This window comes from Paenibacillus paludis (assembly GCF_042610515.1).
Lineage (GTDB): Bacteria > Bacillota > Bacilli > Paenibacillales > Paenibacillaceae > Paenibacillus_AQ.
The window spans coordinates 61,409-88,206 of record NZ_JBGJZP010000018.1 but is presented as its reverse complement, the minus strand read 5'-3'; the positions used below and the strand labels follow the sequence as shown (position 1 = coordinate 88,206).

The 26,798-nt window shown below is 51.0% G+C and carries 22 protein-coding genes; 9 read left to right on the top strand and 13 right to left on the bottom strand.

All coding sequences use genetic code 11. From position 1 onward, the window contains the following. Positions 1-25: 25 nt before the first annotated feature. The 5 genes from ACAN56_RS26775 to ACAN56_RS26755 form a co-directional block, all read right to left on the bottom strand. The gene (locus ACAN56_RS26775; RefSeq protein ID WP_038596070.1) at positions 26-721 is read right to left on the bottom strand and encodes an ion channel; all 696 of its coding nucleotides are present in this window, start codon (positions 719-721) and stop codon (positions 26-28) included. Between the two features lie 58 nt (positions 722-779). Further along, positions 780-1,616, bottom strand: coding sequence for a DUF3891 family protein (locus tag ACAN56_RS26770; RefSeq protein WP_379146613.1), 837 nt, complete (start codon positions 1,614-1,616; stop codon positions 780-782). A gap of 363 nt (positions 1,617-1,979) precedes the next feature. After that, positions 1,980-2,744 carry a succinate dehydrogenase iron-sulfur subunit gene (gene sdhB, locus ACAN56_RS26765; RefSeq protein ID WP_038596073.1) on the bottom strand — a complete coding sequence of 255 codons (765 nt, stop codon included), beginning with the start codon at positions 2,742-2,744 and terminating at the stop codon, positions 1,980-1,982. 174 nt (positions 2,745-2,918) lie between these two features. Further along, complete coding sequence (gene sdhA / locus ACAN56_RS26760; protein ID WP_342437096.1) at positions 2,919-4,661, bottom strand: succinate dehydrogenase flavoprotein subunit; 1,743 nt, start codon at positions 4,659-4,661, stop codon at positions 2,919-2,921. Between the two features lie 240 nt (positions 4,662-4,901). Further along, positions 4,902-5,567 (bottom strand): succinate dehydrogenase cytochrome b558 subunit, encoded by a 666-nt coding sequence (locus ACAN56_RS26755; protein ID WP_379146611.1) that lies wholly within the window; start codon positions 5,565-5,567, stop codon positions 4,902-4,904. A 439-nt stretch (positions 5,568-6,006) separates the two neighbouring features. Between ACAN56_RS26755 and ACAN56_RS26750 the strand changes: the two genes are divergently transcribed. Further along, positions 6,007-6,906 carry a LysR family transcriptional regulator gene (locus ACAN56_RS26750; RefSeq protein WP_038596078.1) on the top strand — a complete coding sequence of 300 codons (900 nt, stop codon included), beginning with the start codon at positions 6,007-6,009 and terminating at the stop codon, positions 6,904-6,906. Positions 6,907-7,041: 135 nt separating this feature from the next. On the opposite strand, the gene ACAN56_RS26745 is transcribed toward ACAN56_RS26750, so the two are convergent. The 4 genes from ACAN56_RS26745 to ACAN56_RS26730 form a co-directional block, all read right to left on the bottom strand. Next, a complete protein-coding gene (locus ACAN56_RS26745) occupies positions 7,042-8,688 on the bottom strand; it encodes a type 2 periplasmic-binding domain-containing protein (protein ID WP_379146608.1) in 1,647 nt (548 codons plus the stop codon). A gap of 57 nt (positions 8,689-8,745) precedes the next feature. Then, on the bottom strand, positions 8,746-9,645 hold the full coding sequence (locus tag ACAN56_RS26740) for a carbohydrate ABC transporter permease (protein WP_052092288.1): 900 nt from the start codon (positions 9,643-9,645) through the stop codon (positions 8,746-8,748). A 14-nt stretch (positions 9,646-9,659) separates the two neighbouring features. Continuing rightward, positions 9,660-10,616, bottom strand: coding sequence for an ABC transporter permease (locus ACAN56_RS26735; protein ID WP_340896732.1), 957 nt, complete (start codon positions 10,614-10,616; stop codon positions 9,660-9,662). Positions 10,617-10,857: 241 nt separating this feature from the next. Beyond that, positions 10,858-13,125: a helix-turn-helix domain-containing protein gene (locus ACAN56_RS26730; RefSeq protein ID WP_379146606.1), complete on the bottom strand. Its 2,268-nt coding sequence runs from the start codon at positions 13,123-13,125 to the stop codon at positions 10,858-10,860. A 335-nt stretch (positions 13,126-13,460) separates the two neighbouring features. On the opposite strand from ACAN56_RS26730, the gene ACAN56_RS26725 reads away from it, so the two are divergent. The 4 genes from ACAN56_RS26725 to ACAN56_RS26710 are packed head-to-tail and all read left to right on the top strand — an operon-like array spanning position 13,461 to position 15,785. Next, entirely contained in the window at positions 13,461-13,820 is a 360-nt protein-coding gene (locus tag ACAN56_RS26725; RefSeq protein ID WP_179091801.1) for a GntR family transcriptional regulator, read from the top strand. Next, complete coding sequence (locus ACAN56_RS26720) at positions 13,817-14,758, top strand: ATP-binding cassette domain-containing protein (RefSeq protein WP_340896730.1); 942 nt, start codon at positions 13,817-13,819, stop codon at positions 14,756-14,758. The genes ACAN56_RS26725 and ACAN56_RS26720 overlap by 4 nt, the downstream gene beginning before the upstream one ends. After that, positions 14,755-15,447, top strand: a complete 693-nt coding sequence (locus ACAN56_RS26715) for a hypothetical protein (RefSeq protein WP_038596087.1) — start codon at positions 14,755-14,757, stop codon at positions 15,445-15,447. The genes ACAN56_RS26720 and ACAN56_RS26715 overlap by 4 nt, the downstream gene beginning before the upstream one ends. Before the next feature lie 23 nt (positions 15,448-15,470). After that, positions 15,471-15,785 (top strand): hypothetical protein, encoded by a 315-nt coding sequence (locus tag ACAN56_RS26710; RefSeq protein ID WP_052092290.1) that lies wholly within the window; start codon positions 15,471-15,473, stop codon positions 15,783-15,785. A 72-nt stretch (positions 15,786-15,857) separates the two neighbouring features. Here the strand turns inward: ACAN56_RS26710 and ACAN56_RS26705 are convergent, their stop codons facing one another. Continuing rightward, entirely contained in the window at positions 15,858-16,526 is a 669-nt protein-coding gene (locus ACAN56_RS26705; RefSeq protein ID WP_340896726.1) for a potassium channel family protein, read from the bottom strand. 15 nt (positions 16,527-16,541) lie between these two features. Continuing rightward, positions 16,542-17,909: a TrkH family potassium uptake protein gene (locus ACAN56_RS26700; protein WP_076112508.1), complete on the bottom strand. Its 1,368-nt coding sequence runs from the start codon at positions 17,907-17,909 to the stop codon at positions 16,542-16,544. Between the two features lie 206 nt (positions 17,910-18,115). Between ACAN56_RS26700 and ACAN56_RS26695 the strand changes: the two genes are divergently transcribed. The 4 genes from ACAN56_RS26695 to ACAN56_RS26680 all read left to right on the top strand — a co-directional run bounded on the left by ACAN56_RS26695 (position 18,116) and on the right by ACAN56_RS26680 (position 22,632). Next, positions 18,116-18,514 (top strand): GntR family transcriptional regulator, encoded by a 399-nt coding sequence (locus tag ACAN56_RS26695; RefSeq protein WP_038596091.1) that lies wholly within the window; start codon positions 18,116-18,118, stop codon positions 18,512-18,514. After that, positions 18,498-19,232 (top strand): ATP-binding cassette domain-containing protein, encoded by a 735-nt coding sequence (locus ACAN56_RS26690; RefSeq protein ID WP_076112509.1) that lies wholly within the window; start codon positions 18,498-18,500, stop codon positions 19,230-19,232. The genes ACAN56_RS26695 and ACAN56_RS26690 overlap by 17 nt, the downstream gene beginning before the upstream one ends. Continuing rightward, a complete protein-coding gene (locus tag ACAN56_RS26685) occupies positions 19,229-20,785 on the top strand; it encodes a hypothetical protein (protein WP_076112510.1) in 1,557 nt (518 codons plus the stop codon). The genes ACAN56_RS26690 and ACAN56_RS26685 overlap by 4 nt, the downstream gene beginning before the upstream one ends. A 134-nt stretch (positions 20,786-20,919) precedes the next feature. After that, the gene (locus ACAN56_RS26680; RefSeq protein WP_379146598.1) at positions 20,920-22,632 is read left to right on the top strand and encodes a CPBP family intramembrane glutamic endopeptidase; all 1,713 of its coding nucleotides are present in this window, start codon (positions 20,920-20,922) and stop codon (positions 22,630-22,632) included. A gap of 231 nt (positions 22,633-22,863) precedes the next feature. Here ACAN56_RS26680 and ACAN56_RS26675 read toward each other — a convergent pair whose 3' ends face one another. After that, positions 22,864-24,462, bottom strand: coding sequence for a sensor domain-containing diguanylate cyclase (locus ACAN56_RS26675; protein ID WP_052092293.1), 1,599 nt, complete (start codon positions 24,460-24,462; stop codon positions 22,864-22,866). A 201-nt stretch (positions 24,463-24,663) separates the two neighbouring features. Next, positions 24,664-26,673 carry an excinuclease ABC subunit UvrC gene (gene uvrC / locus ACAN56_RS26670; protein WP_379146594.1) on the bottom strand — a complete coding sequence of 670 codons (2,010 nt, stop codon included), beginning with the start codon at positions 26,671-26,673 and terminating at the stop codon, positions 24,664-24,666. Positions 26,674-26,798 lie beyond the last annotated feature (125 nt).

Genomic DNA, 26,798 nt, shown 5'->3' with positions numbered 1-26,798 from the left:
CAATCCGCTCCGCTAACTGTAAAAATCACTTGATCTCATCTTTTACATCTTCTACCGCTTCGTCCACTTCATCATCAATATCTACCTCGATGGACGCCTCAATCTCTGCTTCCGTACCAGGGCCGAGAATCTTGCGGAACAAGCCCAGCATGGACAGGGCATAGGCTACAGTAATGAAGCTGAAGCTGATCTGCATGATGACCACGAGCCGCGAAGTATTGTCCACCGGAGCCACATCTCCATAGCCGACAGTCGTAAAGGTAGCCACACTGAAATATAGAAAGGTAATCAGCTGGCTGAGCAGATCATCCCCTATTCCTTTGCCCTGAAAAGAGGACTGTCCAAATAGCTTATATATGGATGTATATACGACTGTAAAAAAAATAATGCAGGTAAAAGCAGCAATACTGATACGGACCAGTGTCTGCTGCAGCCTGACTTCCTTGCTGTTCGATTCCTTGATTTCATGAAAAATGAACAGAATGTAGAAAAGCACCGAGGCCAGGGCAAAGAGTAAAATCAGTCCCCTTAATCCCCGGTTGCCCGGTACGATGGAGCCCAGGTCAATCCAGTTCAGCAAATCCTCAACCGAAATGAGCGCATAGATTAGAATTGGGGCCAGCAGCACCCCTTTTCCCATCCAGCTCAGCTTCATCCGGAAAAACCAAAACGACAGCAGTATAATCACTGCTATATTGAGGGTCCATACCCACCAAGCCATAGCCATTACACTCCTGTTCTAAGGTACGGGCAATTGGTAGCGGTAAGATAAGCAGCCGCTAATTCATTCCTGAGTGCGCCCGCTTTCCGTGCCGTTTGATTAATCCGCCTTTCGGCCTGCTGGTGACGGTAATCCGGCATTCTTCTTCCGGTGCGGAGCTGTACGCAGAAGCAATTCCCTTGCTGGCGATTTCTTTCTTGCTGACCTTACGCAGTACCATTGCCACCTCGACATCCCTTGTGAACGGGAAAGGGTCGAGCATTAGCGTGGATGCATCCTGCCATTCCGCCGAGATCAGACGTCCTGACGTAAAGCTGAAATCCTCACTTCCGGAGAAGCCGTCCTTCCACCACGGATGTTCTTCCGATTTGGGGCTTCCCGGCTCATTCAGAGCCAGATACAAGGAGAGATCGTCAGAAAACTGCAGCAGCCTGGCATCGTAATACAGCTCGCCTTCTCCGATAGGCTGGTTTTTCTCGAGGTCGCGGTGGATGCGGGCCCTGCGCTCCTCCTCATCCTTAAGATAGGCGGTCAGCTCCGGACAATCCTCCCCGGACACCTCAATCAGCCGTTCAAAATGCAGACTGCACAGCAGCGCACCGTACGGTGTGTCCGCTTCAATCTCATTAAGTCCACGTTTGTAGAACGTAAGCTTCGGCACTACGGGAAAATCTATGAAGCTGTAAGGCGCTCCTGCCGCATCATTCCAGAAAGGCGTTTCATCGAGATCAATCCAGCCCCTGTCATGGTTGCTGACCGCACGCAGCACCTCTGCACGCCGGTTTCCCTCGGGTACATGTTCTTCCTTGAACCATTGCGCAAATTCTCCGGCCAGCCGCCCGTGCTCATGCTGTTTAACCATTACAAATGCTCCGTCCTGTTCCCTACAAATCAACGTAATTCCTCCCCGATTCTCCACTGCCTGATGTTGGCTCAACTAAGGAGATTATAACATATCCATCTATATTTGTTTGAGTTTGGCTATTCATACACCTTCTGCTCGTTAAGAAGGGACTGTCTAAAAATGTACCCATTTATACCGCCAAAAGAAACAGGCAAACCTTAAGTGCTTGTGCCCCTGAATGCGGAAGTAATAACACTCACCCGTTCTCCCGATTCCTTCTGGAGCTTCAGCAGGATATGTAGCCACTGAATGCGAAAAAGCCACTCCCTGCGGCAAATAGCACCGCGAAAGTGGCTCAGTAAAGATAGATAGCAGTAAATCAAAAAAGGAGGGGGAAAAGAGTGAATTTACAATTTACACACCCAGCCAACGCTTGAACATATGCTTGGTAGTCTGCTTGTTGATCTCCGCGATGGAGGTTGTAAGCGGGATGCCTTTCGGGCAGGCCCGCACACAGTTCTGCGAGTTGCCGCAGCCGTCGATGCCGCCGTCTTCCATCAACGCATCCAGACGGTCATCGGCGTTCATCTCGCCCGTAGGATGGGCGTTGAACAGACGTACCTGGGAAATGGCTGCCGGCCCGATGAAATTGGTCTTCTCATTGACATTGGGGCAAGCCTCCAGGCAGACGCCGCAGGTCATGCATTTGGACAATTCGTAGGCCCACTGGCGTTTCTTCTCCGCCATCCGCGGTCCAGGACCCAAGTCATAGGTTCCGTCAATCGGGATCCAAGCCTTGACGCGTTTGAGTGCATTAAACATCCGGCTGCGGTCGATCACGAGATCACGTACCACAGGGAACGTCTTCATCGGCTCGATGCGCACCGGCTGCTCCAGATTGTCGATCAGCGCCGCACAGGCCTGGCGCGGTTTGCCGTTTATCACCATGGAGCATGCACCGCACACTTCCTCCAGACAGTTGGAATCCCAGCATACCGGAACCGTACCGTCACCCTTGGCGTTAACCGGATTACGCTGGATTTCCATCAAAGCGCTGATCACGTTCATCCCCGGACGGTAGGCCAGCTCAAATTCCTCGACATACGGTGAGCTCTCCGGCTCGTCCTGGCGGGTAATTATAAACTTTACGTTTTTGGGAGCTGCAGCAGTTTCCGCCATATCAGTTACCTCCTAAAAGTTTGGTGAGCATTACTTCAACGTATTTCTTCGTGCATAACCGCTATATTTCCGATTACCTTTTGAAGCCTGCTTGGGAGTATTCTGATGTACATTATGCATTCATCCCATATTCCCCATAGGTTCAGGGCTCATTCAAGTGACACCATTAAGCGGTTAGTCCTTCGAATAATCCCGTACCCGCGGAGGAATCAGCGACACATCTACTTCTTCATAAGAGATTTGCGGGCCATCCGCGCTCCATGTCGCTTTAGTCGTCTTCAGGAACTCCTCGTCGTTGCGTGTCGGAAATTCCGGCTTGTAGTGCGCGCCGCGGCTTTCGTTCCGCAGCAGCGCCCCGAGTGTCATCGCCTCAGACAGCTCCAGCATGTTCCAAAGCTGGCGGGTGAAGGCCACACCCTGGTTGTTCCAGCGGGAAGTATCATTCATGTTGATGTTGCGGTAACGCTCCTTAAGCTCTTTAATTTTGCCGATAGTCGCTTCCAGCTTAACGTTGTCACGCACAACGGTCATATTTGCGGTCATCCATTCGCCCAGTTCCTTATGAATCACATAGGCGTTCTCCGTGCCGGACATCGCCAGCAGGGACTCGTATTTGTCAGTCTGCTTCTTGTGGAAGCTGTCGAACACGGTGGAAGAAATGTCCTGCACCGATTTCTTCAGGCCTTTAATATATTCAACGGCCTTCGGTCCCGAGACCATGCCGCCATAAATCGCCGAGACCAGCGAGTTCGCGCCGAGCCGGTTCGCACCGTGGTATTGGTATTCGCATTCCCCTGCCGCGAACAGGCCGGGAATGTTGGTCATCTGATTGTAATCGACCCACATGCCGCCCATGGAGTAATGCACGGCTGGGAAGATTTTCATCGGTATTTTACGGGGATCATCGCCCATGAATTTCTCATAAATCTCAATAATGCCGCCCAGCTTGACGTCAAGCTCCTTAGGATCCTTGTGGGAGAGATCCAGATACACCATGTTCTCGCCGTTGATCCCGAGCCCCTGGTCCACACAGACATTAAAGATTTCGCGGGTTGCGATATCGCGCGGCACCAGATTTCCGTAAGACGGGTATTTCTCTTCCAGGAAGTACCACGGCTTGCCGTCCTTATAGGTCCAGATACGTCCGCCTTCGCCGCGTGCCGATTCAGACATCAGCCGCAGCTTGTCGTCGCCGGGGATTGCGGTCGGGTGAATCTGGATGAATTCTCCGTTGGCATAATGCACACCCTGTTGATATACAGCACTGGCAGCCGTCCCTGTGTTGATCACGGAGTTGGTTGTTTTGCCGAAAATAATTCCCGGACCGCCGCTGGCCAGAATGACCGCGTCCGCAGGGAAGGTCTGGATCTCCATCGTCTTCAGGTTCTGGGCGCTGATGCCGCGGCAGACGCGCTCATCATCAAGGACGACGGAAAGGAATTCCCAGTTCTCGCTCTTAGTCACCAGGCCTTCCGCTTCCCAGCGGCGAACCTGTTCATCCAGCGCATACAGCAATTGCTGGCCGGTTGTCGCCCCGGCAAAAGCAGTACGGTGCCGTTTCGTTCCGCCAAACCGGCGGAAATCGAGCAGCCCCTCCGGGGTACGGTTGAACATTACACCCATCCGGTCCATCAGATGGATGATGCCCGGTGCGGCTTCACACATCGCCTTAACCGGCGGCTGATTCGCCAGGAAGTCACCGCCGTAGACGGTGTCATCAAAATGCTCCCAGGGCGAGTCCCCCTCGCCCTTCGTATTAACAGCGCCGTTGATGCCGCCCTGCGCACAGACCGAGTGCGATCTTTTGACTGGAACCAGTGAGAACAAATGCACATGTGCGCCGGATTCCGCCGCCTTGATGGTAGCCATCAGGCCGGCCAGCCCGCCGCCCACGATAATGATATCGGCTGATGCCATGATTGTTCACTCCTAAAGTTTTGTGAGCATAGACTTCCGAGTATCCGCCTCGTACAAAACTGGCTTCGGAAGCATATGCTTTAGTTTTGTGAGCATACACTTCCTGAGAAGCTTCGTACAAACCGGCCTCGGAAGCATAGGCTGTCAAACATGTAATTATGTCAGCTGTAAATCAGCCTTGTGGATATTTGCATAAATGGCAGCCGCTCCACACTGGAGTATATGCCAACTATTCCTTTTTTAAATAAAAGTCCGCAGGGATTGCAGCGCGGAGGCTGTAGCTTGGAATTCACTGTCACGGAAAGTGACCAGCGACAGCAGGAACATGAAGCTGACAAGGACGAAAAGTCCGAGACAAAGAACAGAGGACACTCTTTGTGAACGCGGCCCCACGGTAATCCCCCAGCTGATCAGGAATGACCATAGCCCATTGGAAAAGTGGAAGCAGGCCGCCAGAATCCCAATTACATATACGGCTAGAAGAAGCGGCTGGGTAACGATGTCATGCATTACACTGCCAAGTTCCTCATGCTCCACATTCCCGAGCGCCACCTGGAATCGGGTCTCGAACACATGCCAGACGATGAACACGAAAGTGATGACTCCGCTTACACGCTGCAGCGTATACCGCCAGTTTCTTTCCAGATTGTACCGGTTCAGGTTCGGCTTGGACTGATAGGCGATGTAGAGCCCATAAACCCCGTGGTACAGCAGCGGCAGCCATATGCCGAACAATTCCAGGAAGAAGACTAGCGGCAGGCTGTTGAGCCATAGCACACTGTCTGTGAAGCCGGAAGCGCCACCCTCCACTGCCGCAAAATTCGTCAGCATGTGCTCAAGGAAAAAGCCCCCAAGCGGGATAATGCCGAGCAAGGAATGAATCTTTCTGGAATAAAATCCTCTCATGCAAAGTGTCCCCTTTCCGAATAAAAAACAGCGTTTTCATTAATGAGCATACACCGCCGGGAGTACAGTTGAAACAGGGGAACTAAGGTTTAAAACCATCACCTGAATCTCTATTTTCACCACTATCCATTGCTTTCCCGGACTTTGCTTTATTATTCACAATATGTGAATATCTTGTGTCACTTTTCATGTTACTCTTTTTTCTCTTATAAGGGAATTGCAATCTAATTATTAAACGTTATACAATAATTGCATAAGAATATTTTTAATATGATAATAATTCTCATTTAGAACAGTGATTCCAAAGATTTCGCCGGTCCTTCAACCTTTTTCAAGAAGAGACATCCGTCGCGGCTATGCCTTTTATCACTTTCACTACAGGGACACTGATATAAAGTTATCAGCATTACTACAAGTTGGATGAAAGGAGACCTCTGTTATGTTCGACGATTTGGATATTTTTGCTGCAGTTGTGGAGCATTCCAGCCTTAACCGGGCTTCACGCCAGCTAAATCTGTCCCAGCCCGCTCTCTCCCGCAAAATCTCCAAACTGGAGGAACGGCTGGGCGTCGCCCTGTTCAACCGGTTCGGCAAACGGCTGGAGCTGACCGAGGTTGGCCGTCTCACCTATACTTATGCGCTGGAGCAGCGTCAGCAACGGTCCAAATTTCTGGAGGCATTGTCCAAATTCAGGGAGGGTGAGCCGCAGTTCGTGACACTTGGCGCCAGTCTGACGACACTGCAGACCACACTGCCGCCGCTTGTGAACGCCTACACGGAGAAATACCCGGCAGCCGAGCTGAAGCTGATTACCGGAAAAACACATGAAATCGTCTCATCGGTCAGCGAAGGCAAATGTGATGTCGGCATTATCGCCTCCTCCATACAGGAGCCGGGGCTGCGCTGCATCCCGCTGTTCGAGGACCAGCTGCGGCTGGTCGTCTCCAGTCATCATCCGCTGACCCTGCCGGCGAAGCTGACAATGGACCATCTCGCGCGGCTGCCGATGATTCTCTTCTCCAAGGGCACCTGGTACCGCCGCATGACCGATGAGCTGTTCCAGCGCTGCGCCGTTGAGCCGGATGTGCGCATGGAGATCGACTCCTTCGAAGCGATCGTCCGGCTGCTGCCGACGATTAAGGCAGCAGCGCTGCTGCCGAAGTCGTACCTCCGTCCGGAGCTGCTGAACGGAGGCGGGCTGGTCTCTCTCCATATTAAGGAACTGGAGCAGACCCAGCGGACTACCTGTCTGATCTATCAGGGAAGCGGCAGCCTGAGCACCGCGGCACGCTGCCTCGTGCAGGTTACGGAGGAAGTATTCCTGCCTGGACACGAATAACGAGCAAATGCCCGGCAAGCCCCCATATTGCTATGGATCGGCCTGCCGGGTATTTGCGCTTACACGGGCAGTTATTCTGCTATATTGAGCGCCAGCTTGTAATTCAGTTTGAATACAGGCCCGCAGATACTGGAATTAACGGAACTTGCCTGCGTCGATCGCCTCTTGCTTCTCGTCGAGAAGTTCCTGGTAGCCTGCCTTCAGGTAAGTCTCCTTAGCTGCTTCATAGGTCGCATCGAATTCAGCTTCCGGAGCAAGCGCACACTTCACATACAGATCCTGAAAGAGTGAGTTCAGATCGGCTTTATACTCATTTACCTTCTCAAGCACAACGGTGAACATGGCATCCGGTGTGCGGAATTCCGCAACCTCGTTGTAGTATTTCACCATATCATCGGCGAGATTCTCGTAGCCGGCCGGTGCCCAGTTGCGGAGATTCGCTTTGAGGGTCTTGTCAGCTTCCGGATATTGCGCGATTTCAGTCACGAGGCCCCAGTAGTCCTTGTTATTGTTCTGTGCCAGGACGGATTCGCCCTTATAATCTGCTTTTTTTACAGCGATACCGTCTGCATCAAGCGTATAGTTTTCGCCTTCAACACCGTTCTGGAACTTGAACAGATTTTCCGGCTGGCTGAGCCATTCCAGATACATCCAGACTGCAGCGCGCTCCTCAGGCGAGGTTTCATAGTTGATACCCATGATGAAGCCAAACGGCCAGTAAGCGCGTCCTTGAGGCTTGAGCCCCTCAGGAACACCTGCAAAAGGCGGCACTACAGCAAATTCGGCATCCGGGTTGTTCGCCAGGGTAGCAGCAAAGACGTCTGTATTGTTCGTGAGATAGAATCCGTAGTTTCCTGTTTTTCCGGCAACGAATTCGGATTTAATCTTATTATCATCGTTACGCAGATAGAATTCCTTATCGATAAGGCCGTTATTGTACTGATAGTTCATATTACGCAAGAAACGCTCAGTGTCGGCGCTGGTCAAATCAGCAACGCTCAGATCTGAATAAAGCGCGCGGTATTTCGGATCGACGGGCCAATCGCGGAAGGCGTAGTTGTAGTTGAAATTGTTTTGAAGCAAGCTGCCGCCAGTCACTCCCAGTCCGGCTTCTTTCCATTTCAACAGCATCTCATTGTACTTCTCAAGAGAAGTCAAATCTTCCACCTTCATGCCAACCTTCTCCACCCAGTCTTTGCGGATGATGGATGTGAAATTGTCAGCTTCGGGACGTGCGGCGAAGAAGAAGGTATTCTTATCGTCTACAACACCATATTGCTTGATCGTTTCGCCCATACTTTTCCAATATGTCGGTGCATAATTCTCGATTTCAGCATAGTCCAGCGGCTGCATAACATCCTCGCCGTAATAGGTAAGTGCCTGTGGCATATCATAGTGAAAAATAATATCAGGGGCCTTATGTGACGCCAGAAGCTGCTCGTAATCGGTCACTTCGCTGTTACGGGTAATCGGCACGTAATTGACTTCGATATTGTATTTGTCGCCGAATTCCGCTTGAACCCAGCGGGTATAATAGTTGTCGGTTACATTCCAGCCCTCGAACGCCCGCTCATAAACCGGGATATCCAGACTAACCTTCTTCTCAAAACCCTTCGTATAATCAGGATAGCTTCCTTCGCTCTGATTATTGGCTGCCGCCGTCTCAGCAGGACTGTTAGGCTCAGCACTCTGATTATTGTTATTCCCCCCGGAGCACCCGGCCAGCATACCGGCTGTCATGACAGATGCCATCATTAACGAAACAACTCTTTTTTTGTTCATCGCAATTCCCCCAATTTTAAATTTCGGACTGTAGAATTACTATTCTGGAACACAAGATTACTCTTTGACTGCTCCGAGCATAACGCCCTGAACGAAGTATTTCTGAACAAAGGGATAGACGCAAAGAATGGGCAGGGTTGCAAATACAACGACTGATGCTTTTAAGACTTCCGGATTACTAAGAGATACCTGAGTGGCTTCCAATTGGAAGCTTTCACTGGCCTGAATGACCAGATAATACAGCTTGAGCTGCAGAGGCCGGAGTGAGATCTCATGCTTGATATAGAACAATGCATCCTGGTAAACATTCCAGCGTCCAACCGCGTAGAAGAGAGAGAGTGTCGCGATAATCGGTTTGGACAACGGGATAACAATGCTGAGCAGGATCCGAAAATGCCCGGCGCCGTCGATCCGTGCAGATTCTTCCAGACTTACGGGAATACCGCTCGTTAGAGAAGTCTTCATAATCAGCAGATTGAAGGCGCTGAACGACAACGGTAAAATCAGTGACCATATCGTATCCATCAGTCCCAGATTGTTAATGTTCATATAGTCCGGGATGATACCTCCACTAAAGTACATCGTGAACAAAAAGATGAAGGTGATTACTCTACGGCCCTTCAGCTGAGATCTGGACAGCGGGTACGCGGCGCAGATGGTCAGAACCATCCCCAGTATGGTGAACAGCACTGTCACTATAACTGAGATGTACAGTGAACGGAGTATACTGGCATCCGCGAAGATTTTCTTGTACGCTTCTATGGTGAAGCCCTGCGGCCACAGAAAAACCTTATTTGCAATAACAAAGGAGTCAGAGCTCAGGGATTTCGACACAACATGAAGAAACGGCAACAAACACGCTAGCGAAGCAATGATCAGAACGAGGCGGATCAGCAATTCCCAGATGTCCAAACGCCCTTTACGTGATGCGGCAGGGTTGCCGGTTAATGCTCTCATGGTTTCTCTCCTTTCTATAATATTCCATCCTCGCCGAGCTTCTTAGCCACGCGGTCAGCCGTTATTACAAGAAGAATACCGATGACGGACTGGAAGAGTCCTATCGCTGTCGCCCGGCTGAAATTGCCGCTTTCGATCCCCCAACGGTACACCAGAACCGGTATGGTCGTTGTGTACTCTGTGGTGGCCTTGTTCTGCAGAACGAATATACGCTCGAACGAGCCCTCCATTATCTTCCCCAGGTTCATGATCAGCAAGGTTACAATGGTTGCACGGATGGAAGGAACTGTGATATTCCATACCTTTCTCCAGCGTCCTGCTCCATCAACGGTAGCTGCTTCATACATCTCCGGGTTAATCCCGCTAATGGCCGCCAAATAGATGATGGTCCCCCACCCCATGCTCGACCACACACCGATTGCCAGGTAGCTGATCAGCCAATGCGTATCTTCCTGGAGGAACGGAACACGATTACCGCCCATAAGCTCAATCAAATTATTGACGACACCGTTTCCTTGACTAAGCAGCTGATAAGCGATCGCCCCGATAATGACCCAGGACAGGAAATGCGGCAAGTACAGCATGGTTTGGTTTACGCGTTTGAACCTTACGCTTTTGACTTCATTCAGCAGCAGAGCCAGTACGATCGGCATCGTGAAGCTGAATACGAGATCAAGAATATTGAGCATCAGTGTATTGCGGACAGCACGGGTGAAGTCTGGTTTGGAGAAAATATCCCGGAATACTTCAAAACCAACCCATTCACTGCCCCAAACCCCTCTTGCAATCTTGTAGTCTTTAAAAGCGAGCACAAGTCCTGTCATCGGCAGGTATTTGAATACGATTACAAAAGATAATGGAATTAATAATAGTAAATAGAGCTGCCAGTCACGCTGTAAGAAATACCCGAGTCCCTGTTTGTTTCTTAATAAGGCGGTTTCATTTGTTTTTGAAGCGCTTGCAACTTTCAAACTTTCACCTCCTCCACCAAATTATCTCCTTGCCGGTTGTGTTCACCAGCCCGAGTTCAATGCTATCCCCTTTGTCTGGTTTTGAAAATCATGAGTATTGATGATCCCCATCAAATTTGATCGGGCCGCGGTTTTAGCGGCATCTGCAGCATCCTGATGATCAATTATGATAGGTATTCCCAAAAATAAAACGCTTTCATTAACAAAAAAAAGCCGCTGGCTACTGGCCAGGAGCAGGCTCCTAGGAGCTCTTGCTCTTGGCCGACTTGTAGCTGCTCGGCGGCATGCCTTCGTACTTGCGGAAAAACCGGTTGAAGCTCTGGACATTATGATAGCCAACCTCTGCTGCAATCTGCTTGATCGTCAGGTCGGTATCCAGCAGCAGTTCCTTGGCTTTCTCGATACGCAGCTGATTAAGATAATCAATCATGCTGTTTCCGGTTAGCTCATACACGATCTTGCGCATATAAGAGTAGCTGATGCCGATTTGTTTAGCCATATCCTCAAATACAATTTCTTCACGGTAATTTTCCTTCAAATAATGAATGATCCGTTCTCCATGATTGGTTTCACCCGTGCTGCGCTCCAGACTCTGTACAATTTCACGGAAAATTTCATGCAAATACTCCTCAAGCTCATCAAGCGTATCCATCGCAGCCAGAACGGTGTATATGTTGCCTTTGCCCATAATCATTCTTCCGGTACCGATATGATTTTCACGAAGATGCTTGATGGTCGCACCTATCAGCTGGTGATAAATGAACATGATATTATCATAGGAAATATTCTCTTCCGAGCTGATCTGACAGCGGATGCTCTGAAGCTCTTTGAAGATCCCGTCCAGGTTGCCGGCGTCCAGGAAATTGAGAATCCGTCGCTCACTGCAGTCGAAGTCGATATATTTACGGCTGTTCTCCCCCTCATCCTCCCAGTACATGATGCTGCCGGCACCATTAATCATCCGCTGCTTAATCAATTCCATCGCTTCAAACAACCGCTGGGCAACCATTTCGGGTGCATCAGCCAAATTACTTAATCCGATCGTGACCGAATGCTCCAGCAGCGCAAGCGACTGATCCCCGACCTTTTCCAGCGCCTGATGAATCAGGCCGCTGCTCCGCTCATCCTCACCGGGAGCAAAGTTCAGCACAATCACAATACAGCCGTCGTTATGATAGACAGAACGGGCCAGAATTCCCTCTGGAAAGAAGCTTTCGTACTTCGTATTAAGCAGATACCGGTGGTAGCTGCGTGTCTCCACATTGGTATTGCCCACATATACTCTATACTGGTCGATGGAGACAACGGCGATTCTGTAACAGGCTTCCGGAAAAACCTCCGTGATCCGGGGCGGAATCTCTCCGCGCAAAAGACGGTGAACAGCGAGACTGCGGATATCCTGCTCACGCTCCTGCAGCAGCTGGAACAGACTATCCTCTTCCTCCTGCATTCGTTTGAACGCCATATCCAGGAAGGCAAGCTCATTCTTATTCACCACACCCAAATCGCTTTTGGAGCGTATCGTCCGCACCAGCTGCCTCACCGGTCTGGACAGCCAAGTCGCGAGAACGACAGCCATAACTGTGCCCAGCAATATAATAGCACCCGTAAGCAAAATGATATTCCCCTGCATATCACGTGATTTGGTCATCAGCTCATCCATAGAACTCCAGCTTACATTCCACCATCCGGACAATGAAGAGCGGCTCCAGGCGTAAACCATCCGTTTGCCATCAAGCTCACGGAATGTATAACCTTCACTTGGTTCCTGAGTCAGCATATCCCGAATAAAGGGCAGCTCATAACCGTCAGTGAGCAGCTTCGACTTGTCCTTGTATGATATTATTGTGCCGTCCGATGCCAGAAGCAGGTGGTTGCTGTCTCCGACTTCTGTTTCATGCAAATATTTACCGATCTGGCTCTCGCTTATGTTAACGATGATTAATCCGTGCGTGGTAGAAGACAGACGATTGAGCGGATACACGTACGATACAACATTGACGCCCGAGTCCAGCTTGCGGGGAACCCATACGCCGCTGATTCCTCTCCGCCCCTCAAGGGCTTCTGTTGTCCAGCTGATCGACTCATACCGCTCCAGCTTCGTGATCCCGTTGTCAGTAGAAATAACATAATCTGAATCATTCAAGTAGAAGTAGGAGGATTCCGTCCCATCTACCCGGCGGTTCAAATTCATCAACTCCTTCATCACTGTCAGCGCGCTGCTCACGTTATTGTAATTGGAGTTGAGTTCTTCGAACGTCTCGAAATTGCGAATGCGGTCAAAAACGTTAGTTGCAGCCGAACGTGCCGTATCCTGCGCCAGGTTAGCGAGCGCGCTCTCGTTCAGCTTGCGGTTGGCATTCAGCCCGGCGAGTGTGGATTCTCCGATGGCCTCCTCTGAGTTCTGTAAAAGCTGTGCCCCGCTGTACCACGTCAGGATGGCTGTCGGAATGGCCATGACGCAGAATAGAATCAATGCCAGCTGCAGCAGCATCGGTGTTTTTTTCATTTTTGCTCCCCTTATGATTTCTGTAGATACGTAGATTGAACAATACTTCCCCTGGATGTACTCCATGACAAATCCGGTATTCACACCAGCACCAGCAGCAGCAGCAGCATTCACTGTTACCGCTTACATTTTAATTTAAAACAGATAACCCGGCTATTGTTATTTTATCATTATAAAAAACACATTTTAAATATATGTATAGGAAAAATTTTCAAACAAATTAGGAAAATTGATCGATGCTATAGCCGGACACCCCTTGACACTGGACCTATTTTCCCCTAAGGTTAGTTACATGAGTAATTAACCAGTTAGGTGGTGAAGCATTGGGATTTCAAATGGATGACACCCGGCCAATATTCGTACAGATCGCAGAGCGAATAGAAAATGACATCATAGATGGAACCATACCGGAAGAATCTCAGGTGCCTTCCACGAATCAGTTCGCTTCGTTTTATGGCATCAATCCGGCGACAGCGGCCAAAGGCGTGAATCTGCTCGTGGAGCAAGGAATATTGTACAAGAAGAGGGGAATTGGGATGTTTGTGGCAGCAGGTGCGCGTGCGGACTTGACAGATAAGCGCAGACAGCAGTTTTATGAGCAGTATGTGGTGGCTATGATCCGTGAAGCCGGCAAGCTCGGCATTACGGCCGAGCAACTGTCCGAAATGATCCGCAAGGGGGATGAGAACCGATGATGATCACCAGGAAGACGATTGAGGCGAAGGCAGCACTGCCCGAGGCAGAGCTTGAGCTGAATCAGGTCAGCAAGGTATTCCGCGGAGGCCAAGGCGTGCATGATGTCTCTCTTACGCTTGAACCGCAGGTGATTCATGGACTGATCGGAGCCAATGGCAGCGGCAAAAGCACCCTGCTGTCACTTATAGCCGGCCAAAGGTTCCCTGACAGCGGACAAATTACCTACGGCGGTGCTCCCGTGCATGAGAATGCCGCTGCCCTCAGCAGTATTTGCCTGGTCAAGACCTATGAACGTTCCTGGGATAGCTACAACCTAAAGGACATCTTCAACTATGCCTCATTTTTTTATCCGAATTGGGATGGCGAACTGGCCGAGAAACTGATGCGCAAGTTTCAGCTGGACAACAAAAAGAATTACCAGCAGCTGTCGCGCGGTGGTCAATCAATGGCGGGAATCATCAAGGGCCTGGCCAGCCGGGCTCCGCTGACGCTGCTGGATGAGCCGGTAATCGGCCTTGACGCCTCGATGCGTGAAATTTTTTACCGGACATTGCTTGAGGATTACGGCAAATTCCCCCGTACTTTTGTAGTAACTACACACCTGATCGAGGAAGCGGAGAACCTGTTTGAACGAATGACTTACATCAAAAAAGGCCGCATCGCCTTCCAAGGCCCTGTGGAGGATTTTGCCGCCAATGCTGCCTATGCTTCTGGGCCTGCCACGGTACTGGAGGCGTTGTTGAAGGACGTGCGAGTGCTGCACAGCGAACGCCTGGGCGGCAAACTCCTGCTCACCTTGGAAGATCTGTCAGACCCTTCCGAACGCAAAATGCTGCAGGATCAGGGCGTAGAGCTGTCTCCGGTTCCGCTGCAAAAGCTGTTCGTATATCTGACACTGCGCGATGCAGAGAACAATCAAGGAGGCGGAAATTTATGAGCACCCGGAGTTTAATTAAATTCCAACTGAAAGATTACCGCAGAGGATCCTTGATTCTGCTGAGCGTACTTGTTCTTGTCGACATCGCCATGGTGCTGCTGCTTAAGTTCCTGCCTTCCATGGATGCTGGATCAGCGGATAACATTTTCAGCGTCAACCGGAATATCATTACCATCTTCTCCATCGTTAGCATGATTGTTACGGTAGCTATCACCTTCCCGCTAATGAGCAGCTTCAGTGTGACGCGCCGCAATTTCTATGTCAGCACGCTGCTGGCCCTCCTGGGTTTCTGCATTTCGGCTGCGCTGGCGGAGAGCATCCTGTATCTGATTGGCCGGGCAGTTCTGCCTTCCATAGGACTCCCGGTTGAAGTGGACCGGCCTTTATTGCTCTCTTGGTACATGTTCACACTAACCTTACTCGAAATCTCAATGGCCACCTTCCTGATTGGCTCCTGTTTTTACAGATTCAAATTAGTCATCGGGATCTTCTCGGCCATTATATATTTTGGATTGATTGAGTTGATCTCCCTCCTGCTGCCTTCTCTGCAATTCATGGATGTATCAGCACTGTTACCGCTTCCTTCGGAGACATTCCAGCCTGGAACCTCCGTTCTTATGTGGGTTATCACTGCGCTGTTCGCGGTGACCGGCTGGCTGGTTTACCGCCGTACTGACATCCGAATGTAGATTAGATACTGCTGTTAGAAACTGTGGATGCCGTTTTTATTCAAAAGGATTATTTATCCGACGCTGCGGATAGCAAATATGCTAAGGTATATCAAAAAGCGGGCATCCCGTTTTTCTTCATCGAATCCAAGAAATCATATGTACCTTTTGTGATTGAGGATCTGTCCTATGAAGAAGTGCCGGATTTGTCACCAGACATGTATGCTTCAGGCTATTATCAGTCTGGGGATAAAGCGCAGTTCTGGGGGTACGGGCTGTACAATGACCAAGTCAATCCAGCCAATATTAAAGATGCCTATTCACAGATATTCACTACCATTGCCTCGCTTCCACAATAGCAAAAACGCCCGGATACGCATCCGGGCGTTTTTATATTCCTTTTAAAATTCTACGCAGACGGGCATATAGCACTAATCCGCATTTACAGCTCCGTCCTCGAACTCTTCAATACTCTGATTGGAGCCAATGACCACCATAATATCACCCTCATTCACATGATCATGCGCGGTAGGAGCGACGATGATCCCGTCCTCACGGTTCAGGGCAATGATGCTGCAGCCGTATCTGGCCCGGGTGTTCAGCTCCGAGAGGCTTTTGCCGTTCATGCAGGAAGGCACGGTCAGCTCGACAATTTTATAATCCTTGGAGATTTCGATATAGTCCAGAAGATTGGGCGTCACCAGCTGATGCGCCACACGAACACCCATATCCCGCTCGGGGAAAATAACCCGGTCGACCCCCAGCTTGGACAACGCCCGCCCGTGAAGAATTGTTATCGCCTTGCCAACCACCTGCTTTACACCAAGCTCCTTGAGCAGGATCGCCGCCAGTATGCTGCGCTCCATGTTATCTCCAATTGCCACAATACCGCAGTCAAAATTACGCACCCCCAGCGAACGCATAATTCCTTCATCTGTAGCATCCGCCATTACAGCATGAGTCAGCCGGCCGCTCATCTCTTCAACCCTGTCCTCCTGATGGTCAATCCCAAGCACCTCATAGCCCATGGCCATCAGTTCAAGCGCAAGGCTTGAGCCAAAACGGCCGAGACCGATTACGACAAACTGCTGTGGTTTCATAATTCGTTTAACCCCTTATCCAATTATCATTTTGCCTTCCGGATACTTATACAATGCTTTACCCTGTTTCGGGCCAAGCGCATACGCCAGGGTCAGCAGACCCAGCCTTCCGGCGAACATGGTCAGGCAGATCAGAATCTTGCCGACTTCCGTTAATTCCGGTGTCAATCCCATGCTGAGGCCCACAGTGGCGAAGGCCGAGGTCGTTTCGAACAGAATCATCAGGAAGGGGCGTCCTTCCGTGGTGGACAACACCATCGATACGGAAACAATCAGCAGTAGAGCAAGCAGCGTAATTGTCAGCGCCTTGAACACACGCTCCTGCGCCAACCGGTAGCGGAACAGCACAATATCATCACGTCCGCGCAGCATCGAAACTACCGCCCCGATCATCAGGGTGAACGTTGTTGTCTTAATCCCGCCGCCAGTCGAGCCCGGGGAAGCCCCGATAAACATCAGAATTACGATGAAAAACTGCGAAGCCTGGCGCAACCCGGCGATATCCACCGTATTGGCACCGGCGGTACGCGGCGTTACCGATTGAAAGAAGGAGGCCCAAAGTTTGCCGCCAAGGTTCAGCGGACCCAGCGTGCGTGAGTTGGTGAACTCAAAAACAAAAATGACTACTGTTCCAATCAGAATCAGCGCCGCCGTCATCGACAGGACAACCTTGGTGTGCAGCAGCAGCCTGCGGCTCTTACGGTAATCCATCAGATCCGACATGACAATAAACCCGATACCGCCGGAAACAATAAGGAACATGACGATAATATTCACAGTGGGATCATTGACGTATCCGGTCAGGCTGCGGTAGCCGCCAAAGATATCAAACCCGGCATTGTTGAACATCGAGACAGCATGAAAGATGCCATAATACAACGCACGGCCAAAAGGCATATCCACCGCCCAACGCAGCGCTAGCAGGGCCGCACAACTCGCCTCAATAATCAGTGAATAGAGCAGCACCTTGCGGATCAGCCGGACAATGCCCTCCATCGAGCTCTGATTCATGGCTTCCTGAAGAATAAGCCGGTCGCGCAGCGAAATTTTGCGTTTCAGTAAGAGTGCGAATAAGGTCGCCATCGTCATGAATCCGAGGCCGCCAATTTGAATCAGCACCAGTATGGTAATTTGTCCAAAAACGCTGAAATAGGTCCCCGTGTCTACTACCACAAGTCCGGTCACGCAGGTGGCCGACGTTGCGGTGAACAGTGCATCAATGAACCTTAGCGAGTGACCCGATGCACTTGAAATGGGCAGCATCAGAAGCAGGGTGCCGATCAGAATGACACCTGCAAAGCCTAACACCAATATTTGAGGCGGGGAAAGCTTCAAGAACCTGAATTCAGAAATTTTGGGAAACGGTGAAGCCAAACTCCTCATCCTCTCCTATTCGCTTCTGCACATGAAATAAACATACAAATTATATACGTTATTGTCCAACTTCACAAAGGCGATTTACGGCTGTGAGATTTTCCTCTTGATATTGTATGGTGTGTAGTGGTACACTTCATTCATCAAGTGTATGGCATGTATCCATACACCAATAACACCAATAACTCAGCGTTTACTTATGAGGGGAGGACCCAATGGACCCATCTATTGAGCTTTTGCCGGAGCAATTCCAAATCAACCCCTCGCTTCCGATTTACGAGCAATTTGTCGAAGCCATACAGGGACGGATTGTTAGCGGCCTTATTCCCCCCGGCTCGCGCCTGCCCTCGGTCAGAGAGCTGGCCGCCGGACGGGGAGTTAATCCGACTACCGCCGCCAGAACCTATCAGGAGCTGGAGAGGATGGGGCTGATTGTCACCTACCGCGGCCAAGGCACTTTTGTTACCCGCGAGGAAGACGTCATCGGTGAGGCGCGCAAAACCATTATGCGCAAGGCAATCCGGGAGTTCAAGGCTGTTGCCGGGACGCTCGGCATATCTGCTGAACAAATGTTGAATTTCGATAAGGAGGATTCAAATGCCAGTGAATCATAATAAGGATGCCGGGTTGTCAGCAAAAGCTCCGGCAGTAGAATGCAATAATTTAAAACTCAAGGTAAAGAAGAAAATAATACTGGACGGAATCAGCTTTCAAATTCCCCAAGGCAGCTTAACGGGCCTTCTGGGGCCTAACGGAGCAGGCAAATCCTCTCTGCTTCGCATCATATCCGGACTTACGGCAGCAGATTCCGGCTCGGCTCACATATTCGGAAAACCGGCAGGCGTTCAGTGCCTTGGCGAACTTTCCATGCTCCCGGACCGCAGCAATCTGCCCGGCTGGCTGACCGTCCGGGAGTGGCTCGGCTTTGCCGGAGGCATCTACCCGGACTGGGATGAGGCGAAAGCACAGGAACTGCTCCGTGAGCTTTCGGTCTCACCGGAATCGCAGATATCCGCGATGTCCCGTGGCGAGGAAGCCAGGCTGCAGCTACTGACCTGTCTGTCGCGCCAGGCACCGCTGGTTATACTCGACGAGCCGTTCACCGGAGTGGATCTAATCTCCAGAGAACGGATCGCTTCGGCGGTCGTGGGTGAGCTGGCGGACGGCGCCCGTACCTTCTTGATCGCAACCCATGATATCCGCGAGATGGAGCTGCTGTTTGACCGGTTGATCCTGATCGGTGAAGGCCAAATCCAGAGCATCGAAGACGTCGAATTGCTCCGCCAGTCCGGCAAATCGGTAGAATCTCGTTACAGGGAAGTGTTCGCATGACAGCGCTGAAGACGCTTGTTCAGTTGGAGTACAGCCGTTTCAGCCCTTCCAGACAGGGGAAATCTAAAAGCATTCTGATTGGCTTATCGCTGTTCTGTGTGATGGTGCTTGTCGGCATGTATCTTCCCGCCACCAGAGCAACGCAGCGTTCGCCGTTTATCTTTGCAGCACTGCTGCTATGGACCGTTACGCTGGGCCTGTCCACGCTTCACATCCTGGCATTCCAAGGTCAACAGCACAGAGAATGGTTTTTATCCTTTCCACATTCCCGGCTTACACTGCTCTATGCCAAAGTAGCCAGCCTGCTGAAGCACAGCCTGAACATCACCTTATTGGTAATGGCATCTGCAGTTGCCGTTTATGCCCTTTCCGCTCTTGCCGGCCGGTATGCCCCGCTTCCGGCTGGGGAGCTGATCTACATGCTTGCCGCCTATACGTTGTTCATCATAGCCACATTGCCTTTAGCAGTAGTCTGGGGGCTGGCAATCACCCTGCTTATGCGTGCACGAAAAGCTGCTGTGCTGCTGGTTATTCCATATAATTTACTGTGGCTGCTGCCGCTTATTTATGCCAGCCTGCTAAGCTCATCCGCTCTTGGTCTGAAAGGGGTGGAATATGCCTCTCCGAGTGCAGTGTTGATGTATGCACTTGCTCTGATTCTAATCGGATGGCCCTTCTGTTACTTCCTGATGCCGCTTATCGCCCGCAACGGACTGGGAACAATGGGGGAACTCCGATCAGCCGCTCTTCCCTCATCTGCAAATTCAAGATGGGGAAAGAACGCCAAAACAAACACATTCACCATCCGCAAAGCGCCATTCACTACTCTGTTCCGGCTCCATACCAGCCGGGTGCGCCGAATAGAAAAGCATCCAAACATACTCATCCTGAAGCTGGCAGTGCCGCTGCTCAGCATTGCAGCCGGTTATTACGGATCAACAGACGGATTAGCTATCCAGTCCGTTGCAAGGTTGCTGTTTATGCTGCCCGTTCTGTTCGGTTTCCTGTGGATGGTGAGCCGCAGCAGCATCGAACGCAAACAGCTGCCCTGGCTGCTCGGCTTCCCGCAGAGCCGGTTGGCTGTACTGCTGTCCGGAGTTGCTGCTGTATGGGTTACTGTTATGCGGATCATCATTGTTCTGGCGCTTTCCGCTTTTGCAGGGAGTATTATAGGCTTCATTACAGGCAAGATCGATCTGCACAATCTGTCTTACGCCCTGACATGGCTGCTCTTTTCATTTCTTCTTTATACACTTACGCTGACAATAACCTTTGGCCTGATGCAGGCCGAATACTATCTGATGAAATCATCGGCACTATCTTTACTTCTGCTTCCGATCGTGCTGCTGGGCACCCTGCATAGCGTCCTGATCAACAGATTTATGATCCCTAAGGAAATGCACAGCGGCTTAATGCCGGACTGGAGCCTGCTGGGCTGGATTGCGGTCATTGGCCTGCCTCTTGCGGCATGCTGTATTTTTGCGGGAGCCAAATATTATCACCTCATCTTAACTCCGCAGAAGAAGGCTGCAGCCCAAACAAAACAAGCATAAGCTTGGCAATCTTCACGTAAACGTAAAGGGACAACAGGAAATTTCCTGTAACTGCACGCCAAGTGATACTATAATAAGAAAAGCACGAAGCTTAAGGAAAAGAGCAGGATCAATTCATCACAAGGAGGCGTTTCATGAATTCCGTCGGCCAGCCCTTACAGCAGCGGCCTCTTTCCATCAAACTTATCGTATCGGGCATTCTGGGTCTTATCGTATTTATTATGTTCCAGGTAGCTCCCCAGCTCCTTTCGGGTACCAGTGGAGAAGATACCACCGTCATCAGCAAGAACGAAGCCCGTTCACATGCCGCCGCATTCGCAGCCCAGCAGCTTGGCCATACGGAGACAGTAAATGATCATTGGACCGTCGTTTATCAGACTGATTCGGACTTCTACGGATATATGTCCCGGGAGAAGCTCCTGCAGGACTACTCCAAAAACAAGCTGGATCAGCGTTATCCCTTTGACGTCTATCATGCTGTGCTTCAGGCATCCGGAGAAAAAGACGCCCAGCTCACCGTTGATCTCAATATGTACACTGGAGAGGTTGTGGCCTTTGCCCGCGGTGCCAGCATCAAATCCGAGGACGGATCCAGTTATGGAAGCGCTCCGGCTGCTGCCCGTGCAAACAGTGATTCCTCGCTTTCTCTGGATAAGAAGGAGGAGCTCGCCCGCCCGTGGCTCAAGCGATGGGGAGTAAATCCCGCCAAGCTGCAGATCGAAGCCGGCACAAATGAATACGGGCTTGTCTATACAGACCATTCGGTCAAAGTCGGAGAAACTCTGCTGCGTTATAACTTTAATTTCCAGGATGGTGAGGTTTCTTACTTCCGGGCCGGATTTTCTGCTCCCTCCTGGCATACTTCGTACGTAGAGGACCAGACCTCGCTGGCCCAAACGCTGACGCGCTTTGGCTACGGCCTGCCGACACTGGCTCTTGGCATTCTCGCCTTGATCTACAGCATTCTGAGAAGAGGCCATACTTCCTTTGTGCGCGGCATCTTCTTAAGTTTGGCCCATTTTGTAATCATGATGGTCAGCACTTACAATATGCTGCCGGAATCCGGCAGTGACAGCCCTGAAGCCCGGATAACCTCTGCCATCTTGTTTGTCATTTACGCCTTGTACAGCCTGCTGATGTCCTCCCTGCTCTACTTCTCGCTCGTTGGAGGCAACGGCTTATGGCGCAAGGAGGAAGGCCTGAATCCCTGGCCCCGCGCCAAGGAGCCGGGATACGGCAAATATGTGCTCGACAGCATGCGCACCGGTTATATCTGGGCCTTTATCCTGCTTGGTGTGCAGACAATTATGTTCATCATCTTGTCGCTCACGCTGCATAACTGGTCCACCACGGACGCCAGCCAATCTCCCTACAATATGAGATATGCCTGGCTGCTGCCGATCGTCGCTTGGCTTGCCGGCCTGTCCGAGGAAGCCGTCTACCGCCTATTCGGCATCCGGATGCTCAAAAAAATCGTCCGCAACACCTTCATCGCCTCGCTGATCACGACGCTCATTTGGGCTTTCGGCCATACACTGTATCCGATTTACCCGATCAGCTCGCGTCCGATCGAGCTGACAGTGATCGGGCTGCTGTTCAGCTATATTTTCCTGCGCTACGGCTTTATCGCCGTCATGTTCAGCCATGTCGTGTTCGACAGCATTCTGATGGGAGCCACGCTGATCTTCATGAAGGAGAGCGTAAATATAGGTGCCGGAATCGTGACACTCATCCTGCCATTCGTGGTCGGTTACATCGTGTACCGGTTCAACCCGCCGAACAAGCCGGGTCAGCCGAAACCACGGGAACCCGAAGAATCGCTTCAGCCTGCTGGCAACTTAAATTAAGCTTTCAATAATAAAATGAGGTGTTCCAACTGGCTGCCATCAGCCTGCGGAACACCTCGTTTTATCTCCTTTTAAAGAAGCGGTCATAGAGCACCAATGCAACCAATATGGTAAACACCCAAATTAGAAACTACCCCTATTGATTATGACAACATTTAATAATATATAACATTTCTGCATGATTCCCGGATTCCCCTTATCTTCGCAAACCGGTAAATTTCACTATAATCTTCAATCGTTAGGCTCAGCAATCACAGTCCTGTTTCTCCCCCCTTTCTTGGCCAGATACAGCGCCTGATCCGCCATCTCCAGCAGCGCTTCTTGCTCTGACGCATGTAAAGGATAGTGCGCTACGCCTTGAGAGACCGTTAGCCGTGTTGGAATGGGAGCCACGCTTTGTTCAAGGGCCAGCCGGACTCTTTCGGCTACATTAAAAGCTTCCGCTGGTCTTGTTTCAGCCAGCAGAATGACGAACTCTTCACCTCCGTAGCGGTAGCAGACATCACTTGGGCGAAGCGAGGATACTATAATTCCGGCAACGTGTTTCAGTACTTCGTCACCAGTAACATGGCCATAGGTGTCATTTACGAGTTTGAATCTGTCTACATCCAGTACAATGAGCGAAAACGGCAGCCCGGAGTCAATCCAATGATCCAGCTGATATTTAAGCGACCTCCTGTTCATTAAGCCCGTCAGCGCATCCGTCGCGGCCTCTTGAGTAAGCTGATCCGTCTGTTTCTGAATATCCGTTACAGCAAGCAATACGGCATCGGTCAGCAACTCTGCCTCACGGCTCCATTGCGACCTTACTTCCGGAATTACAATGTTCTCCTTGCCTATCCTGCTCACCAGATTTGCCAGATGCACAAACGGCCGGGCCAGCTTGTATGCTATGAAAATAAAGCCCATCAGCAGCATAAGAAACGGGAAGAACGAATACCCGATAATTATCCGGAGATGGCCCATCAGCTCTTGATGGATGATACTAATCGGCGATACGACCGCAATCCCCCATCCATTGGCTGGAACACTGGAGTACCCCGCAAGCACCTCAATGCCGATGGTATTAATTACTCGCTCTTTTCCGCGCTCTCCCTTCATGAGCTTCTGCACAACCTTGTTGGTGCTGATATCTCTCCCGATAAACTGCTTGTTTGGATGGTACAGCCGCTGCCCCTTGGAATCCACAATATAAAAATAAGAACCGTACTCGTCCACGTTGTTATTCCCATAAATCATAGACAGGATATTGTCCTCCTGCAGATAAAGCGTCCCGCTCAAAATACCGAGATATGTTCCGTTCCTGCTGAAAACCGGTTGACTCATAAATACGATTAACCGCTTAGTGTTTGGGGTTAGGTAAGGGGAGGAGAGATATGGTTTCTGTAGCGCCAGAGCCTCCTGACCGGCTTTGGAGGTAAGAAGCTTGCCGGCCGTTCCCACTTTTGCAGGAACTACGTTGCGGATCACCCCGTCGACATCAACTAAGGAGATGGAATTGAAGAAATTGCTGCTGTTGCGCATCAGTTCTAGATGATTATCCACTTGTTTCGGAGTCATAGCATCAAAATCAGAGAGTACACCAGCATTGTATTTCAGGCTATTGCGCATGGACAGGAATAAGGAATCCATCGTCTTAGACATTCGTTCAGCGCTGGAGTAATTCAGCTGGAGTGTCGTCTCTATCAAAGATTGTTTCTTGGACTCGTAAGAGCCAATCAGCAGAATGCTTGAGGTTAGCAAAACCACCAGCGTCACCAGGCCCGTAAGCAGCCATGTGAGACTGATTTTTTTACTAGGACACAGTCCGGCCCTTCTTACTGTAAACAAACGATAACCCTCCTCATTTCTATAAAAAACAACTAAATACATAATACATCAAATCATGACGTTATTCGATAAAAAGATGGCGCGCAAATGCCCGCCGCTGCTCGGCTCTCCCCGAGACACAACCCTTATCTGAACCCTCAAAAAAAAAAAGGCCGACCCGTAGGGGTCAGCCTGGAGTCCGCTGCAATGGAAGCGGCACGCCTACACGGACGGTTCCTCGTCCTTCAGCGCCTCAAGAATCTGCCCCGCCAGCTTTTCGCCAATGGAGAGGGGGCGGAAATCCTCAATCGAGGCCTCCTTAATTTTCTTGAGTGAGCCGAAATGCTTCAGCAGCAGCTTCCGCCGCTTATCACCGATGCCCGGAATGGAGTCCAGCTTCGAGGTGACCATCGACTTGCCGCGCTGCTCGCGGTGGAAGGTGATCGCGAAGCGGTGGACTTCATCCTGGATACGCTGCAGCAGATAGAATTCCTGGCTGTCGCGCGCCAGCGGCACCGGCTCGGCAGAGTCGCCGATCAGCAGCTGGGCGGTTTTGTGCTTGTCATCCTTGACCAGACCGCAGACGGGAATGTAAAGACCGAGCTCGTTCTGCAGGATGTCGATGGCCGAGGAGATCTGCCCCTTCCCGCCGTCGACCACAATCAGATCAGGCTGCGGCAGATCTTCCTTCAGCACCCGCTCATAACGCCGCCGGATCACCTCGCGCATCGTTTCATAGTCATCCGGCCCCTGGACCGTGCGGACCTTGTATTTGCGGTATTCCTTCCGGGCAGGCTTGCCGTCAATGAATACGACCATCGCCGACACCGGATTGGTTCCCTGAATATTCGAGTTATCGAAGGCTTCTATCCGGCTGAGCGATTCCAGACCCAGGCTCTGGCCGAGGCTGAGGGCCGCTCCAGAGGTCCGTTCCTCGTCCCGTTCAATGAGACGGAACTTCTCGTCAAGCGCCACACGGCTGTTCTGGCAGGCCATGCCGACCATCTGCTTCTTGAGCCCGCGCTGCGGCACAAGTACCTTGACGTTCAGCCATTCCTGCAAGGCTGCCGCCCCTCCGGCCGCATCCACGGTGCCGGCTGCAGCAGCTTCCGCCGCTGCGGCTTCACGCTCTTCTGCATCCTCTGCCATATCCTGCGCCGTTACCTGACCAGTCTCCGCCGCAGCTTCATCAGCGGAGGCCGCCTCGGCAACAAGCGCTGTGAACGCACCCGCACCGGTCATCCCACTGTCGCCGGAAGCCGTGGCCTGAGCCGGTTTATCCGTACTTTCCTCCAGCTTATCCGGCAGCAGGATCTCCTGCGGCAACGCCGGATTGTCGCTGTAATACTGCGTCACATAAGACATGAAGTCACTGTAAGCCTCTCCGTAGAACGGAAAAGCAGACGAATGGCGCTGAATCATTTTACCCTGCCGCATGTACAGAATCTGCACACACATCCAGCCTTTATCCACAGCATAGCCGAAGACGTCGCGGTCCTTGGTATCCGCAGTGTTAATCTTCTGCTTCTCCATCAGGGCATCGATGTGGATGATCTGGTCACGTAATTCCTTGGCCCGCTCGAAGTACAGCTCCTCTGCGGCTTCCTGCATCTTTTGCTGCAAATCCTTCTTAACCGCTTCATGGCCGCCCCCGAGAAAAGCGGCAATATTCTGTGTGATTTCCTCGTAGGCGGATTTGGGCACTTCCTTCTCGCAAGGTGCCAGGCACTGGCCCATATGATAATAGAGACAGACCTCTTTCGGCATTACTCCGCATTTGCGCAGCGGATACATCCGGTCCAGCAGCTTTTTTGTCTGATGGGCTGCGTAAGCATTCGGATAGGGTCCGAAATATTTCGCTTTATCTTTAAACACCCGGCGCGTAACCTCAAGCCGCGGATGAGCTTCATTCGTTATTTTCAAATACGGGAACGTCTTGTCGTCCTTCAAAAGCACATTGTAACGCGGCATATGCTTCTTAATCAGGTTACACTCCAGAATGAGCGCTTCCATATTGCTGGAGGTCACGATGTATTCAAAATCAACAATATTGGCGACAAGCCGCTGGGTTTTACCATTATGGCTGCCTGTAAAATAAGAGCGGACGCGGTTCTTCAGCACTTTGGCCTTGCCCACATAAATGATGGTGCCTTCTTCATTCTTCATCAGATAGCACCCGGGCAGGTCGGGCAGCAGTGCCAGCTTATTGCGGATATTATCGTTATAGTCCATGATTTCTCCCCCACCTAGACTTGGCTGCAGCTTATAAGGTAAGTTTAGCACACAAAGCGCCTCCGGATAAACCGGAGGCGCTTTGGCGATTGGGCCGAAAACGGCCCAAGTACAGCAGCATCAAA

Excerpts from the sequence above, each read along its gene's own strand:
- ACAN56_RS26775 (WP_038596070.1), bottom strand. The coding sequence starts at position 721 with ATGGCTTGGTGGGTATGGACCCTCAATATAGCAGTGATTATACTGCTG.
- sdhB (WP_038596073.1), bottom strand. The coding sequence starts at position 2,744 with ATGGCGGAAACTGCTGCAGCTCCCAAAAACGTAAAGTTTATAATTACC.
- sdhA (WP_342437096.1), bottom strand. The coding sequence starts at position 4,661 with ATGGCATCAGCCGATATCATTATCGTGGGCGGCGGGCTGGCCGGCCTG.
- ACAN56_RS26755 (WP_379146611.1), bottom strand. The coding sequence starts at position 5,567 with ATGAGAGGATTTTATTCCAGAAAGATTCATTCCTTGCTCGGCATTATC.
- ACAN56_RS26750 (WP_038596078.1), top strand. The coding sequence starts at position 6,007 with ATGTTCGACGATTTGGATATTTTTGCTGCAGTTGTGGAGCATTCCAGC.
- ACAN56_RS26745 (WP_379146608.1), bottom strand. The coding sequence starts at position 8,688 with ATGAACAAAAAAAGAGTTGTTTCGTTAATGATGGCATCTGTCATGACA.
- ACAN56_RS26740 (WP_052092288.1), bottom strand. The coding sequence starts at position 9,645 with ATGAGAGCATTAACCGGCAACCCTGCCGCATCACGTAAAGGGCGTTTG.
- ACAN56_RS26730 (WP_379146606.1), bottom strand. The coding sequence starts at position 13,125 with ATGAAAAAAACACCGATGCTGCTGCAGCTGGCATTGATTCTATTCTGC.
- ACAN56_RS26725 (WP_179091801.1), top strand. The coding sequence starts at position 13,461 with ATGGATGACACCCGGCCAATATTCGTACAGATCGCAGAGCGAATAGAA.
- ACAN56_RS26720 (WP_340896730.1), top strand. The coding sequence starts at position 13,817 with ATGATGATCACCAGGAAGACGATTGAGGCGAAGGCAGCACTGCCCGAG.
- ACAN56_RS26715 (WP_038596087.1), top strand. The coding sequence starts at position 14,755 with ATGAGCACCCGGAGTTTAATTAAATTCCAACTGAAAGATTACCGCAGA.
- ACAN56_RS26705 (WP_340896726.1), bottom strand. The coding sequence starts at position 16,526 with ATGAAACCACAGCAGTTTGTCGTAATCGGTCTCGGCCGTTTTGGCTCA.
- ACAN56_RS26700 (WP_076112508.1), bottom strand. The coding sequence starts at position 17,909 with ATGAGGAGTTTGGCTTCACCGTTTCCCAAAATTTCTGAATTCAGGTTC.
- ACAN56_RS26695 (WP_038596091.1), top strand. The coding sequence starts at position 18,116 with ATGGACCCATCTATTGAGCTTTTGCCGGAGCAATTCCAAATCAACCCC.
- ACAN56_RS26690 (WP_076112509.1), top strand. The coding sequence starts at position 18,498 with ATGCCAGTGAATCATAATAAGGATGCCGGGTTGTCAGCAAAAGCTCCG.
- ACAN56_RS26685 (WP_076112510.1), top strand. The coding sequence starts at position 19,229 with ATGACAGCGCTGAAGACGCTTGTTCAGTTGGAGTACAGCCGTTTCAGC.
- ACAN56_RS26680 (WP_379146598.1), top strand. The coding sequence starts at position 20,920 with ATGAATTCCGTCGGCCAGCCCTTACAGCAGCGGCCTCTTTCCATCAAA.
- uvrC (WP_379146594.1), bottom strand. The coding sequence starts at position 26,673 with ATGGACTATAACGATAATATCCGCAATAAGCTGGCACTGCTGCCCGAC.